This window comes from Microbacterium sp. NPDC089188 (assembly GCF_040685155.1).
Lineage (GTDB): Bacteria > Actinomycetota > Actinomycetes > Actinomycetales > Microbacteriaceae > Microbacterium > Microbacterium galbum.
On the sequence record NZ_JBFBHH010000001.1, the window covers coordinates 436,406 to 450,085 of the forward strand.

Here is a 13,680-nt window from a genome sequence, read left to right on the forward strand (position 1 = left end):
CGGCCGGAGAACGCCGGGCGAAAAGGGTTCCAAGCGGCAGGGTGGTCGGACCACAACCGGTCCCTTAGCGCAGCAGCAAGAATGCGTCTTCTTTCATTCATAACGGTCGCAAAAATGCGCGCGGACGCCCCTAGCGTCATCGCATGGTCCCCCCTTTCGACGCGACGGCCGCGCCCTCCGCCGCGATGACACCGCCCGCGACTTCACCCGGCGAGCGCACCGAGCCCGGCCTCGTCGCCGGCACGCGCGCCGTGTTCTTCGTGTCGGACAGCACGGGTATCACCGCCGAGACGCTCGGCAGCGCCCTGCTCGCGAACTTCCCGGGGGCGCGCTTCGAGAGGCACACCATCCCCTTCCTCGGCAGCGTCACCGCCGTCGACGCGGTCGTCGCGCGGCTCGCCCGTTCCGCGGCCCAGGGGACGGGCGATGCGCCGATCGTCTTCGCGACGGTGAAGGATGCCGGCATCCGGGGACGTCTCGCCGACGCGGGCGCCGTGGTCATCGACCTGCTGGCCGGGCACCTCACCGAGCTCGAGGCGGAGCTCGGTGCGACCGCCGAGACCCGCGCGGGGCAGTATCACGGCCTGGGAGATCTGGAGCAGTACTTCCGCCGCATGCGGGCCGTGGAGTTCGCGATCGAGCACGACGACGGACAGAGCGGGCGCGACCTCGCGAGCGCCGACGTGATCATCGTCGCCCCCTCGCGGTGCGGGAAGACCCCCACCACGATGTACCTCGCCCTGCACTACGGGCTGCTCGTGGCGAACTACCCGCTCACCGACGACGACTTCCCGACCGACGGGCTGCCCCGCATCGTCGCGCCTCACGCCGAGCGCTGCTTCGGGCTGACCACGACCGCCCTGCGTCTCAGTCAGGTGCGGCACGAACGCCGCCCGCACTCGACCTACGCCAGCCTCGCCCAGTGCACCCTCGAGATCCGCCGGGCCGAAGACCTCTACCGCCGCACCCACATCCCGTTCCTCAGCTCCGCGACCCGGAGCGTCGAGGAGATGTCCGCCGTGATCCTGCAGTCCATGAACCTGCGGGACCGACCCCGAGAAAGGCCCACCCCATGACCAACATCCTGCGCTTCGACGAGATCGGCATGAGCGACCTCGCCCAGGTCGGCGGCAAGAACGCCTCGCTCGGCGAGATGGTGTCGCACCTGGCATCCGCCGGCATCCGTGTTCCCCCGGGGTTCGCGACCACCTCCGACGCCTTCGCACGGTTCCTCGCGGAGGGCGGGCTCGACGCCCGCATCCGCGCCGCCGTCGAGGGCATCGACGTCGACGATGTAGCAGCCCTCGCCCAACTCGGCGCCCGCGTGCGCGCGTGGATCGAGGAGCAGCCCTTCCCCGACGACCTCGACGCCGACATCCGCGCCGCCTACGCCGCTCTCGTCGCGAACGAGACCGACCCGGATGCCGTGACCTGGGCGGTCCGCTCCAGCGCCACCGCGGAGGATCTGCCCGACGCGTCGTTCGCGGGGCAGCAGGAGACCTTCCTCAACATCGGCGGGATCGAGAACATCCTCCAGGCGATCCGCCGGGTCTACGCCTCGCTCTACAACGACCGCGCGATCGCGTACCGCGCGCACCACGGCTTCGACCACCACGAGGTCGCCCTCTCGGCCGGGGTGCAGCGCATGGTGCGCTCCGATGTCGGCGCCTCGGGCGTGATGTTCACCCTCGACACCGAATCGGGCTTCGACGACGCGGTCTTCGTGACCAGCTCCTACGGCCTCGGCGAAGCGGTCGTGCAGGGCGCGGTGAACCCCGACGAGTTCTACGTCTACAAGCCGGGCCTGGCCGCCGGCCGCCCCGCGATCCTCAAGCGCAGCGTGGGGGAGAAGGCGATCGCGATGCGGTACTCCGACGGACAGCACGTCGACGGCAGCACGGCCTTCGTCGAGGTGGATGCCGATGACCGCACGCGCTTCTCGATCACCGACGCGGAGGTCGAGGAGCTCGGCCGCATCGCCCTCGTCATCGAGGAGCACTACGGCCGCCCGATGGACATCGAGTGGGGCAAGGACGGAATCGACGGACAGGTGTACGTGCTGCAGGCCCGACCGGAGACTGTGGTGTCGCGGCGGTCGGCGAACGTCCTGAGCCGTTTCGTGCTGGCCGAGCGCAGCGCGGTGCTCGTCGAGGGTCGCGCGATCGGCCAGCGCATCGGCGCAGGCCGCGTGCGTGTGCTCAGCTCGATCGATCAGATGGCCGACTTCGCGCACGGCGACGTGCTCGTGGCCGACATGACCGACCCGGACTGGGAGCCGATCATGAAGCGCGCCTCGGCGATCGTCACCGACCGCGGCGGACGCACCTGCCACGCGGCGATCATCGCGCGCGAGCTCGGCATTCCCGCCGTCGTCGGCACGGGCGTCGCCACGCACGCGCTGACGGACGGCCAGGAGGTCACCGTCTCGTGCGCCGAGGGCGACGACGGCCTCGTGTACGACGGCATCCTGGACTTCGCCGAGGAGCAGACCGAGCTCGACCGGATGCCGGCCGCCCCCGTGAAGATGATGATGAACGTCGGCACCCCCGACCAGGCCTTCGCGTTCTCGCGGCTGCCGCACGCGGGCGTCGGGCTCGCGCGGCTCGAGTTCATCATCAACCGTCAGATCGGGATCCACCCGCGGGCGCTGCTCGAGCTCGACCGCCTCGACGGGGCCCTCGCCGACGAGATCCGCGCGCGCATCGCGGCCTACCCCTCGCCCGAGGAGTACTTCATCCGGCGGGTCGCCGAGGGCGTCTCGATGATCGCCGCGGCCTTCGCTCCCGAACCCGTGATCGTGCGTCTGTCGGACTTCAAGTCGAACGAGTACGCCAACCTGCTCGGCGGCACGCTGTACGAACCCGACGAGGAGAACCCCATGCTCGGCTACCGCGGGGCGGCGCGGTACGTCTCGCCGGAGTTCCGGGCGTGCTTCGACATGGAGTGCGAGGCGCTGCGACGCGTGCGCGACGAGATGGGCCTGACCAACGTGCAGATCATGGTGCCCTTCGTCCGCACGGTCGGCGAAGCGAAGGCCGTCGTCGACCTCCTCGCGCAGAACGGTCTGCGCCGCGGCGAGAACGGCCTGAAGGTCGTCATGATGTGCGAGCTGCCGGCCAACGCGATCCTCGCGGAGCGCTTCCTCGAGCACTTCGACGGCTTCTCGATCGGCTCGAACGACATGACCCAGCTGACCCTGGGCCTCGACCGCGACTCGGCGCTCATGGCATCCGCCTTCGACGAGCGCGACCCGGCGGTGCTGCACCTGCTGGGACTGGCGATCGACGCGTGTCGGCGGCAGGGCAAGTACGTCGGCATCTGCGGGCAGGGACCGAGCGACCACCCCGACTTCGCGCAGTGGCTCGTGGCGCGCGGCATCCAGTCGCTGTCGCTGAACCCCGACACGGTCGTCGAGACGTGGCTCGCCCTCGCGGCGAACGAGCGGCCCAAGGCCGAGATCCTGGCGCAGGCGCACCTGTCGCGATTGTGAGGGAGGCGGGCCGGGGCGCGTGGAGCGTCCCGGCCCGGAGAATCGTCCGCTCGGACGACGGGGATACCTCCCCCGGCCGACGACGCGCGGGGCGCCGCTCGCTGTGATGGAGGCATGACTTCTTCTGCTGTGCTCACCGCCCACGGGCTCGTCAAGAGCTACGGAGACCTGCGTGCCCTCGACGACGTCTCGCTGACCATCCACGCCGGTGAGTCCGTCGCCGTGATGGGTCCGTCGGGATCGGGCAAGACGACGCTGTTGCACTGTCTCGCGTCGGTCATCGCCCCCGACTCCGGCTCGATCGTGCTGTCCGCCCCCGGCGCGGCTTCGCGCGAGCTGGTCGGGCTGTCGGAGGGCGAGCGCGCCCGCGTGCGCCGCGAGGCCCTGGGCTTCGTATTCCAGCAGCACCTGCTGCTGCCCGAACTGACCGCGGTCGAGAACGCGGCCCTGCCGCTGCTGCTGACGGGCACGAAACGACAGGATGCCGAACGACACGCCGCCGTGTGGCTGGCCGCGCTCGGACTGGCCGGGCTCGAGGAGCGCCGTATCGGCCAGCTGTCGGGCGGTCAGGCGCAGCGCGTCGCGATCGCCCGCGCCCAGGTGACGGGAGCGCCGGTCGTCTTCGCCGACGAACCGACCGGGGCTCTCGACTCGGCGACCTCGGCCGAGGTTCTCGACGCCCTGCTGCACGCCACGACGGGTCAGGGGCGCACGCTCGTCGTCGTCACGCACGACGCCGACGTCGCCCGCCGGTGCTCGCGCACGGTGCGGGTGAGCGACGGGCGCGTCGTCAGCGACACCGGCGCGGTCGCGTCGGCCGGGGGCGCGCGATGAGCGTCGTCCTGCCCCTGGCGCGGCAGCTCACGCGTCCCGCGCGGCAGGGTCGAGCCGCCGTCGCGCTGCCGATCGTCGCGTTCGCCGTCACGACCTCACTGCTGCTCGTGGTCGCCGGAGGAGCGCGGATGTTCCTCGTCGACCCGCGCACCGCGGACGGGAACGGCCTCTACGGCATCCTCGCGGTGCTCGCCCTGCTGCTGCTCGCCGTACCGCTCGTCACGCTCGGCGCCGCGGCCGCCCGCCTCACGAGCCGGCGCCGCAACGACCGCCTCGCGACCCTGCGGCTGCTGGGCGCGAGCACGCGCGAGCTGTGGGCGCTCACCGTGCTCGAGGCGACGGCCGTGGCCGCCGTCGGCGCCGTCGCCGGGGTCGCGATCTATGCGGCGCTCCTTCCGCTCGTGGGGCTCCTGCCGTTCTTCGGCGCTCCCGTCGGCGTCGCCGCCGTGGCGATCGACCCACTGCTCGGCCTCGGTGTGCTCGGCGGTGTCATCGTGGTCGGCGCGGCGAGCGCTGCCGCGAGCCTGCGCCGGGTCGCCGTCACCCCGCTCGGGGTGCGGACCCGCAGCGCCGCTCCCCCGTCGCGCACGGCCGCCCTGGTGGTCGGTGGGGTGCTGATCGTCGCCGTCGTGCTGCTGGTGTCGAACTTCTCGGTCGTCGCGCAGCTGCTCGGCCCGGCTGTGGGGATCGCCCTGCTGCTGGGCGTCTTCGCGGGCGCGCTCGCCCTGCTCAATCTCATCGGCGCGCCGATCGTCGCCGCGCGGGGACGATCGCTGGCGCGTCGCGCGCGCACCGCGTCCGAGCTCATCGCGGGGCGGGAGCTCGCCGCGCACGCGGGCCCGGCCTGGCGGCGCGTGTCGGGGATGGCCATCGTCGCCTTCATCGCGGTCGTGGCCGGGTGCGGACTGTCGATCGTCGACGTCGCGGGCGACGCCGGACCGACGACCCTGATGACCGACATCCGCACGGGAGTGCTGGTCACGCTCGGCATCGCGTTCCTCCTGCTCGCCTGCGCCGTGGGGGTGACGCAGGCGGCGTCGGTGCTCGAGGAGCGGGAGCTGATCGTCGGGCTCGATCGTCTCGGCATCCCGGATGCCGAGCTGCGGCGCGCACGTCGACTCACGGTCATGGTGCCGTTGCGGTGGGCCGCGGGAGGCGGTGCCGCGCTCGGGCTGATGATGGCGTTCCCGATCGTGGGGATCAGCCTGATCGTCGCGCCCCTGTCGGTGCTGACCATCGTCGCGACCTTCGCCGGCGGCTTCGCGCTGGTGCGCGCGGCGCTGGCCTCGACCCGGCCGATCGTCGACGGCATCCGCCGCGAGACGGTCTGAGCCCGAAGACCCCCGCCCGCCGCACACGCGAGCGGGCGGGCGAGGCCGCGGACCGGGAGGGTATGTTGGGGGCTCCTCCCGGCCCGCGGGTCTCATCGAACGCCGACGCCCTTCCGGCGTTCGGCGCGGGTCACGGGTGCGGCGATCTTCTCGGGCGCGTCTGTGGTCTGCGCGGCCGCGGCTTCGGCATCCGTCACCTTCGGCTTGCGGGGCCACCAGAACCGGTCGCCGGCGATGAACGCCATGGCCGGCACGATGACCGTGCGTACGAGCAGCGTGTCGATCAGCACGCCGATGCAGACGATGATGCCGATCTGCGTGAGCGTGATGAGCGGCAGCACGCCCAGCACCGCGAACACCGCGGCGAGCAGGATGCCGGCGCTCGTGATCACCGCGCCGGTCGCGGCGAGCGCGCGGATCATGCCCTGCGTGGTGCCGAGCGTGCGGCTCTCCTCCTGCGCGCGGGTGACGAGGAAGATGCTGTAGTCGACGCCGAGGGCGACCAGGAACAGGAAGCTGAACAGCAGCACGTTCGTGTCGATCGCGGGGAAGCCGAACAGCGGCGTCTGGAACAGCCACCACGCCGCCCCCACCGCCGAGAAGAAGCTCGCGACGACGGCCAGCAGTAGCAGGATCGGGGCGAGGAGCGCGCGCAGCAGGATCACCAGCACGATGAACACCAGCACGAGGATCAGCGGGATGATCAGGTCTTGATCGCGCTGCTGGGCGCCGGCGACATCGAGGGCCTGGGCGTCGAGTCCGCCGACGAGCGCCTGCCCCGAGCCGACGCCGTCGAGGTCGGCGCGCAGACGTTCGATCGTCGCGAAGGCCTCGGGCGTCTCGGCGGACGACGACAGCGTGACGTCCACGCGAGCCCAGTCGCCGTTCTCCTCCGCCAAGCGAACGGAGTCGACGCCGTCGATCCCTCCCGCCGCCTCGACGACGGCGTCGACGTCCGCCACCGGGACGACCACGGTCGCGGGAGAGGTGGCCCCGGCCGAGAACGCCTCGGCGAGCACCTCTTGACCCGTCACGGCGTCGGGCTTCTGCAGGAATCGGTCGTTCTGCGACAGCCCCGTCTGCACGAAGAACAGGCCGCTCGCGAGCGCTCCGAGCACGACCGCCCCGCTCAGGGCGACCACGACCGGACGACGCGAGACACCGCGGCCGAGCTTTCCCCACGGGCTGCGCGAGATGGCATCCGGCGAGCCGAAGCGGGGGATGTAGGGCCAGAACAGCCACCGCCCGAACAGCACGAGAGCGGCCGGCAGCACGAGCAGCGCGAACGCCATCGCCACCACGATGCCCACCGCGCACGCGAGACCGAGCGCGCGGTTGCCCGACAGCTCGCCGAGCAACAGGGTCGCCAGCGCCAGGGCCACCGTCGAGCCGCTCGCGATGATGGCGGGCCCGGCTCCCCGCACCGCGCGGCGCATAGCCTCGCGTCGGTCTTCGGCCAGGCGCAGCTCGTCGCGATAGCGCGCGATGAGTAGCAGGGCGTAGTTGGTGCCCGCACCGAACACGAGCACCGACAGGATGCCGGTGATCGACGCGTCGAGCTGCACCCCCACCGCGGCCGCGACGCGGCGCGCGACGATACCGGCCGACGCGTCGGCGGTGCCGATGACGATGAGCGGAACGAGCCAGAGCCACGGGCTGCGGTAGGTGATGAGCAGCAGCACGGCGACGACGATGACGGTGGTCAGCAGGAGGGTGAAGTCGGCGCCGTCGAACACGGCGGCGATGTCGACCTCGAAGCCCTCGGGGCCGGTGAGGTACGTGCGCACCCCGTCGAGGCCGTCGGCGGCGAGCGTGCGGATCTCAGCGGCGCGCTCGGCCTGGGCCTCGACGTCGGCCTCGGGAGCGAGGGGCACGACCAGCAGGGCGACGGTACCGTCTTCCGACACCTGCGGCGGCGGGATGAAACCCTCGGGCGTCAGGTCGACGAGGTCTCCGAACGCCTTCTGCTGGATGGCGGCGACCGTCTCGGCGGGGAGAGCATCGCCGTCGTCGGAGGCGAACACGACCAGCGCCGAGGTGGTGTCGGCATCGGGGAAGGTGTCGAGCACCTTCTGCACCTGCACGGACTCGGCCGTGTCGGGCAGACCCGTGGCCGGTGCCGTGTCGCTCGTCGCGCCCGAGCCGAGGGCGAACAGCGCCGCGACGCCCGCAAACGCCACGACGAGCACGATCCACGACGTGCGGGCCGAGGTGAGGAAACGGAGGAAGCCGGTCATGGGGGGCCTTCGCTAGATTTTGGAGTATCTCGATTATCGAGATACGAGAAAGGTAGCCCAATCACGCGTAGAGTGCCAGTCATGGAAGAGCCGAACCCTTCCTCCCCACCCCCCGTCGTCGGCGGCGTCGCCGTGCCGCCCACGCGGCGCCCGACCGCGCTCGTGCGCGACCTCTTCACCGCCGGATCGCTCTTCGAGAAAGCGCTGCAGCGTGAACTCGCCGTCAATCCGACGGGCCTGGATGCCATGGGCCACCTCGTCATGTCGGGCCCCCTCTCTCCGGGGGAGCTCTCGCGACGCCTCGACCTCACGACGGCCGCCACCACCGCCGCGATCGACCGCCTCGTCGACCTCGGACACGTCACGCGCACCCCGCACCCCACCGACCGCCGGAGCGTCCTCGTGGTGCCCACCGACACCTCGATGGCCCGCGCGATGGGGCACCTGATGCCGATGATCGCGAGCGTCGACGCCGTGCTCGACGAGTTCAGCGACGAGGAGCAGGACGTCATCACCCGCTACCTCGAGCGCGTGATCGCCTCGTACGGCATCCCCGACGCCGAAGCGATCCCGTCGATGGCGGTCCCGCGCTCGACGCACTGACCCGAGCCGCGCGCCTCCCGCCGCCGCGCGCCCGCGCGTTTTGGTCGCCGCCCGCCGCGCGTGCGTCGCCGCCCGCCGCGGGCGCTTCTGCCGCGCCGGCAACGAGCCCCAACATCCCGCCGAGTGTCCACGACACCCGGACGGGATTCTCCGGCGCCCGGGTTTGGTGGACACTCGCTGCGCCCGCGCGGCCGCGGCCGCGCCGGTTCGACGCCCGGCCCCACAGAGGAACCCCCGGCGCGACTGCTACCGTGCGGGAGTGCTTCCGGATGCCCCCGCCCCACGCCGTATCCGCGTCTCGGCCGCGGTGATCACCGACGCCGACGGTCGCCTGCTCGTCGTGCGCAAGGCCGGCACGACCGCATTCATGCAGCCCGGCGGCAAGCCCGAGCCGGGCGAGCACCCGGCCGAGACGCTCGCGCGCGAGCTCGCCGAGGAGATCGGCGTGCGCGTCGCCCCCGACGCCCTCGAGCCGCTCGGAGAGTTCAGCGCCTCCGCGGCCAACGAGCCCGGCTTCGAGGTGGTCGCCGACGTGTTCCGCGTCGACATCGGCTCCCAGCAGCCGACCCCGGATGCCGAGATCGCCGAGCTCCGCTGGGTCACCGCCGCGACGGCATCCGGGATCGAGATCGCCCCGCTTGCGCGGGAGTACTTCCTGCCGGCCTGACGCCGCGGGCGTACCGGTCCCGTCGACAGGCCCAGGGTCCTCACGCCGCGGCGATCGCCCGGCGACTCACCAGCTGCTCTTGCGGTAGTCCTTCAAGAAGATGCCGAACAGGTCTTCGCCGGCCTCGCCGCGCACGATCGGGTCGTACACGCGCGCCGCGCCGTCGACGAGGTCGAGCGGGGCGTGGAAGCCCTCCTCGGCCAGGCGCACCTTGGTGAAGTGCGGGCGCTCGTCGGTGATCCAGCCGGTGTCGACCGCGGTCATCAGGATGCGGTCGTTCTCGAACATCTCGCGGGCGCTCGTACGCGTGAGCATGTTCAGCGCGGCCTTGGCCATGTTCGTGTGCGGGTGGCCGGGGCCCTTGTAGCCGCGGCCGAACACGCCCTCCATCGCCGAGACGTTGACGATGTATTTGCGGTCGAACGTGGATGCCGCCATCGCGGGCCGCAGGCGACTGACCAGCAGGAACGGCGCGGTCATGTTCGCCAGCTGCACCTCGAGCATCTCGAGGGGCTCGACCTGGTCGACGTGCTGCGTCCAGCTGTTGATGCGGTCCTCGTCGGGGATGAGGCCGCCCGCGTCGATCGCCGTCCCGGTCATCAGCCGCTCGAGCGACGACGAGCCCGCCGCCATCGCCTCGGCGGTCAGCTCGTCGGCCGTGCGGGCGGCAGAGGCGAGGATCGGATGCGCCGACACCGACTGCGCGAGCGCGAGCGGGTGGGCGTCGTTCGTGTGGCCGAAGGTGACGAGCTCGGGCAGCGGTCCGTCGGGGAGCGGTGCCAGTTCGGCATCCACCAGGGGTTTGTAGGCTCCCGGCGAGCGCCGCACGGTTTGAGCCGCGTTGTTGATGAGGATGTCGAGCGGACCATCGGATGCCACCGACTCGGCGAGCCCGATCACCTGCGCCGGGTCGCGCAGGTCGATGCCGACCACCTTGAGGCGGTGCAGCCAGTCCGCACTGTCGGGCAGCGACGAGAACCGGCGCACCGCATCGCGCGGGAAGCGCGTGGTGATGGTCGTGTGCGCGCCGTCGCGCAGCAGGCGCAGGGCGATGTACATGCCGATCTTGGCGCGGCCGCCGGTCAGCAGCGCCCGGCGCCCGGTGAGGTCGGTGCGGGCGTCGCGCTTCTCGTGGCTCATCGACGCGCAGTCGGGGCAGAGCTGGTGATAGAACGCGTCGACGAGGGTGTAGTCCTCTTTGCAGATGTAGCAGGCGCGCGCCTTGATCAGCTCGCCCGCGAACGGCATCTCGGTGCGGGCCTGCAGCGGGATGCCACGGGTCTCGTCGTCGATGCGATCGGGAGCGCCGGTGGCGGTGGCGGCCACGACCGCGCGGTCGGCGTCGGCGATGCGCTGGCGCTTCTCCTTGCGCGACTGCCGCTTGACGTCCTTGTAGAGCTTGCCGGTCTGACGGCGCAGGGCGATGTAGGCGGGGTCGTCGTGGTCGAGCGAGGAGGCGGCGTCGATGACGCGCAGCGCGATCTCGAGCTCGTACGGGTCGATGGTGGTCGACCGCGCGGCATCGCGGTCGGGGTCCAGCAGTGTTTCGGGCACGGGGCAGTGTATCGAGGCCTTGCTGAACGACCGGTGGGCCCGGGCGTGTCGCGGACCGGGCGCTGCGGGCCCGCGCGCGACCCCGCGCCTCGCGAGAACAGGCGATCGTGCGAGGACAGGACGGTCCGGCCCCGTTCCACCGCGATCCCCTGTCCGGGCGTGTGCACGCAGACGCGCTACAGCTTCCCCCCGTCGACCCACCGCGTGTGCGCCTTCAGCGCGTGCAGCACGGCGAGGCGCACGACGAAATACAGGGCCGCCCCGATGACGACGAGGCCGACGCCCCACACGAGCAGAAGGATGAGGGCGTGGGCTCCGAACATCCGGCGAGCCTAGCGAACGGACCCGACTCCGGCCACGCGGTTCCTGCGCGATCGGTCGTAGGTCAGCAGCCACCGCTGCGCGGGCACCTCGACCAGCTTGTGCATCACGAACGCCAGGGCGAGCGCGATCCCGAACGCGGCGAGCGCGAGCAGAACCGCACGGCGCCACGGCAGCTGCGGGTGCCCGTCGGGCCACGCAGACGACACCGACGCGATCACCAGCAGATGCACGAGGTAGAAGGCGAACGACACGCGCCCGAGTTCCTGCCAGAGCGGACGGGCGAGGAACGTCGACGAGCGGTGCGCATCGGCCGAGGCCAGCGAGGCCACGAGCAGCGCGAACGCCCCGACGGTCACCGCGAGACCGGGGTGCACGTCGGTGCCGGGCAGCGTCGGCGCCTCCGACAGGGCGTAGCCGACGACCGCGAGCGGCAGCACGAAGCGCACCCGAGGTGGCATCCACGCCCCGCGCTTCACGAGCAGCGCGAGGGTGACGCCGACGACGAACTCCGGCAGCCGCAGGAGGGGAGTGGATGCCGCCGACATCGGCACCGGCGAGAGCGCGGCGATCTGCGGGGCCAGCGCGACGAGCGCGAGTGCGATGCCGACGGTGATCGTCTGGGAACGGGCGGAGAGCCGCACGAGCGGGCGGATGACGAACGGGAAGCTGAGGTAGAAGAACGCCTCGCACACGAGCGACCAGCTGGCGGGGTTGCCGGCCTGCCACCAGTCGGGCACCCACCCGTTGATCAGCAGCACGTTCGCCGCGAGCGGGGCGGCGCCGTCGGTGCGGATCTCGGGCACGAGGGTCGCGGCGGCGACGAGCGCGAGACCGACGCCCACGAGGTGCAGCGGGTAGATGCGCGCGAAGCGGTGCCACCAGAACGAGCCCGCGCTCTGCTGCGGCTTGAAGCCCCAGGCCAGCACGAACCCCGAGAGGATGAAGAAGAGCGTGACGCCGGTCTTCCCGGCCTCGAAGACGAAGGCCCACACGTCGCCGGCTGTTCCGCCGAAGTACTCGACCGCCATGAGGTGGTGACCGAAGATGAGCATCGCGGTCGCCCAGCGAAGGCCCGTGAGCGAGGGAAGGTGGCGCGCCGCCGTCGGAGCTGCGGATGCCGACGGCACGGCCTGGACGCGAGGGGTCGCCATCGTGGTCATGCCGTCGCCTCCCGTCTCGTCGTCGTTCGTCCGGCGCGCGATACGGGCGCTCGTCGACGACGTCGTTGGGTCGACCTGAGCACGTGGAGTCGCGCAGACCGGGTGAGACGGTACTGGACCGGGTTGTGGAGATCCCTGAGAGGGGTGGGGGCTTGACGGAAAGTCTCGCGGCGGGTTTCCGCGGAACCACGGGACGAAATGGCCACCCTCCCCGGCGGGCGGGGGCCGATCGTTCGCCCGCGAGGACCGGCGCGCGCCCCCTCCCCCGGCATCCGATGCGGGCCGGCACCGCCTTCCCCGCCCCGCACCCGTCCCGGTAGCCTGGCGCTTCCATGACGATCGGGAGACACGGATGACGACAGGCTCCCTGCGGAACCTCCCACCCGAGACGCGCGTGCGGCGCGCACGGATCTTCGCGTACGTGGTGGGCGTTCTGTTCGTGGTCGGCGGCGCCGGCTTCCTCGCGATCAGCGGCGGATCCCCGCTCTTCCTCGTCGCCGCGGCGACGATGTTCGCCCTGGCGATCCTGATGATCGTCGCCGTCCACCGCGCCTCCCCCACGACGCGCGCGATCGCTCTCGCCGTGGCCGCGCTCGGCGTGGTCGTGGGCTTCGTCGTGGCGTTCGCGACGTCGTCGACCGACACCGGGTCACCGCTGGTGTCGATGATCGGTGTCGCGCCGGTCCTGCTGATCGGGGCGTTCCTCGTGCACCTGCTCTCGCGGGCCGTCGAGGTGCACCGGGGCTGACCCGGGTCAGTCCTCGTCGGGCAACGCCCGCTGCGCCACCACGCGCCGCGCCTCGACCACCGCTTCGGCGAACTCGGTGTCGGGGTCGTCCATGACGATCGCCGTCGCCCGCGCGTGGGCGCTCACGACGTCGTAGGGCGAGGCGGCCGCGCGCTCGACGGCGGCTTCGGCGCGGTACCCGATGGCCGCGAACGCGCGGCTCAGGCTCCGCTGGGTGTCGTGGTCGCCCCGGCCGAACTGGGTCGCGAGCTCGTCGGCGAGCGACTCGTGGGCGTCGTCGGGAACGAGCCCGGATGCCGTGCGCCACGCCGCCCGCGCCACCTCGGGATGCCGATCGCGCAGCACCACCGGCGTGATCACGGCGAACGCAGCGGGGTCGCCGATCTTCGACAGCGTGTGCAGGGCCTGGCTCCGCGCCTGCGGGACCTCGGATGCCACCTCGGGCAGCAGCTCCGCGACGGTCCGGGTCGCGTCGTGACGCGTGAGCGCCCACGTGAGCATGTCGCGCACGAAGAAGTCGGGCTCGACCGCGCACCGGGCAACGAGCTCCGCGATGTAGCTGTCGTCGGGCCGCGTCCCCGCGGCGAGCGCCGCTTGCAGGCGCGCCGAGGCGTCGGAGTGCGCGAGCGCCGCGCGCAGGCGGTCGGCGGGGGTGGTGTCGGTCATCGTGGTTCCAGGGTTTCACGCCCCGTGGCGGCGAGGGTCGTCAGACGGATGCCGTGACCGACCGGG

12 protein-coding genes are annotated in these 13,680 nt (G+C 71.9%); 7 read left to right on the forward strand and 5 right to left on the reverse strand.

Annotation, left to right across the window (positions count from 1 at the left end; all coding sequences use genetic code 11):
• Positions 1-143: 143 nt before the first annotated feature.
• The 4 genes from AB0N80_RS01950 to AB0N80_RS01965 all read left to right on the forward strand — a co-directional run bounded on the left by AB0N80_RS01950 (position 144) and on the right by AB0N80_RS01965 (position 5,655).
• Positions 144-1,076, forward strand: a complete 933-nt coding sequence (locus AB0N80_RS01950; RefSeq protein WP_363388542.1) for a pyruvate, water dikinase regulatory protein — start codon at positions 144-146, stop codon at positions 1,074-1,076.
• On the forward strand, positions 1,073-3,490 hold the full coding sequence (gene ppsA, locus AB0N80_RS01955; RefSeq protein WP_363388539.1) for a phosphoenolpyruvate synthase: 2,418 nt from the start codon (positions 1,073-1,075) through the stop codon (positions 3,488-3,490). The genes AB0N80_RS01950 and ppsA overlap by 4 nt, the downstream gene beginning before the upstream one ends.
• 114 nt (positions 3,491-3,604) lie before the next feature.
• A complete protein-coding gene (locus AB0N80_RS01960) occupies positions 3,605-4,324 on the forward strand; it encodes an ABC transporter ATP-binding protein (protein ID WP_363388536.1) in 720 nt (239 codons plus the stop codon).
• A complete protein-coding gene (locus AB0N80_RS01965) occupies positions 4,321-5,655 on the forward strand; it encodes an FtsX-like permease family protein (protein WP_363577236.1) in 1,335 nt (444 codons plus the stop codon). Before AB0N80_RS01960 ends, AB0N80_RS01965 begins: the two co-directional genes overlap by 4 nt.
• Positions 5,656-5,747: 92 nt before the next feature.
• On the opposite strand, the gene AB0N80_RS01970 is transcribed toward AB0N80_RS01965, so the two are convergent.
• On the reverse strand, positions 5,748-7,892 hold the full coding sequence (locus AB0N80_RS01970) for an MMPL family transporter (protein ID WP_363577238.1): 2,145 nt from the start codon (positions 7,890-7,892) through the stop codon (positions 5,748-5,750).
• Positions 7,893-7,973: 81 nt separating this feature from the next.
• Here AB0N80_RS01970 and AB0N80_RS01975 point away from each other — a divergent pair, with 81 nt between their 5' ends.
• Together AB0N80_RS01975 and AB0N80_RS01980 are read left to right on the forward strand one after the other, a co-directional pair.
• Positions 7,974-8,495: a MarR family transcriptional regulator gene (locus tag AB0N80_RS01975; RefSeq protein WP_363388527.1), complete on the forward strand. Its 522-nt coding sequence runs from the start codon at positions 7,974-7,976 to the stop codon at positions 8,493-8,495.
• Between the two features lie 259 nt (positions 8,496-8,754).
• Positions 8,755-9,162, forward strand: a complete 408-nt coding sequence (locus tag AB0N80_RS01980; RefSeq protein WP_363577240.1) for an NUDIX domain-containing protein — start codon at positions 8,755-8,757, stop codon at positions 9,160-9,162.
• A 66-nt stretch (positions 9,163-9,228) separates the two neighbouring features.
• Here the strand turns inward: AB0N80_RS01980 and AB0N80_RS01985 are convergent, their stop codons facing one another.
• The 3 genes from AB0N80_RS01985 to AB0N80_RS01995 all read right to left on the reverse strand — a co-directional run bounded on the left by AB0N80_RS01985 (position 9,229) and on the right by AB0N80_RS01995 (position 12,200).
• Positions 9,229-10,716: an SDR family NAD(P)-dependent oxidoreductase gene (locus tag AB0N80_RS01985; protein ID WP_363577242.1), complete on the reverse strand. Its 1,488-nt coding sequence runs from the start codon at positions 10,714-10,716 to the stop codon at positions 9,229-9,231.
• Between the two features lie 176 nt (positions 10,717-10,892).
• Positions 10,893-11,039 (reverse strand): hypothetical protein, encoded by a 147-nt coding sequence (locus AB0N80_RS01990; protein ID WP_315994191.1) that lies wholly within the window; start codon positions 11,037-11,039, stop codon positions 10,893-10,895.
• Between the two features lie 9 nt (positions 11,040-11,048).
• Positions 11,049-12,200, reverse strand: a complete 1,152-nt coding sequence (locus tag AB0N80_RS01995; protein ID WP_363577244.1) for an acyltransferase — start codon at positions 12,198-12,200, stop codon at positions 11,049-11,051.
• Positions 12,201-12,552: 352 nt separating this feature from the next.
• Between AB0N80_RS01995 and AB0N80_RS02000 the strand changes: the two genes are divergently transcribed.
• Complete coding sequence (locus AB0N80_RS02000; RefSeq protein WP_363577246.1) at positions 12,553-12,948, forward strand: hypothetical protein; 396 nt, start codon at positions 12,553-12,555, stop codon at positions 12,946-12,948.
• A gap of 6 nt (positions 12,949-12,954) precedes the next feature.
• Here the strand turns inward: AB0N80_RS02000 and AB0N80_RS02005 are convergent, their stop codons facing one another.
• Entirely contained in the window at positions 12,955-13,614 is a 660-nt protein-coding gene (locus AB0N80_RS02005) for a HEAT repeat domain-containing protein (protein WP_363577248.1), read from the reverse strand.
• Positions 13,615-13,680: the final 66 nt, after the last annotated feature.

Coding starts and splice junctions, on each gene's coding strand:
- AB0N80_RS01950 (WP_363388542.1), top strand. CDS start 144: ATGGTCCCCCCTTTCGACGCGACGGCCGCGCCCTCCGCCGCGATGACA.
- ppsA (WP_363388539.1), top strand. CDS start 1,073: ATGACCAACATCCTGCGCTTCGACGAGATCGGCATGAGCGACCTCGCC.
- AB0N80_RS01960 (WP_363388536.1), top strand. CDS start 3,605: ATGACTTCTTCTGCTGTGCTCACCGCCCACGGGCTCGTCAAGAGCTAC.
- AB0N80_RS01965 (WP_363577236.1), top strand. CDS start 4,321: ATGAGCGTCGTCCTGCCCCTGGCGCGGCAGCTCACGCGTCCCGCGCGG.
- AB0N80_RS01970 (WP_363577238.1), bottom strand. CDS start 7,892: ATGACCGGCTTCCTCCGTTTCCTCACCTCGGCCCGCACGTCGTGGATC.
- AB0N80_RS01975 (WP_363388527.1), top strand. CDS start 7,974: ATGGAAGAGCCGAACCCTTCCTCCCCACCCCCCGTCGTCGGCGGCGTC.
- AB0N80_RS01990 (WP_315994191.1), bottom strand. CDS start 11,039: ATGTTCGGAGCCCACGCCCTCATCCTTCTGCTCGTGTGGGGCGTCGGC.
- AB0N80_RS01995 (WP_363577244.1), bottom strand. CDS start 12,200: ATGACCACGATGGCGACCCCTCGCGTCCAGGCCGTGCCGTCGGCATCC.
- AB0N80_RS02000 (WP_363577246.1), top strand. CDS start 12,553: ATGACGACAGGCTCCCTGCGGAACCTCCCACCCGAGACGCGCGTGCGG.
- AB0N80_RS02005 (WP_363577248.1), bottom strand. CDS start 13,614: ATGACCGACACCACCCCCGCCGACCGCCTGCGCGCGGCGCTCGCGCAC.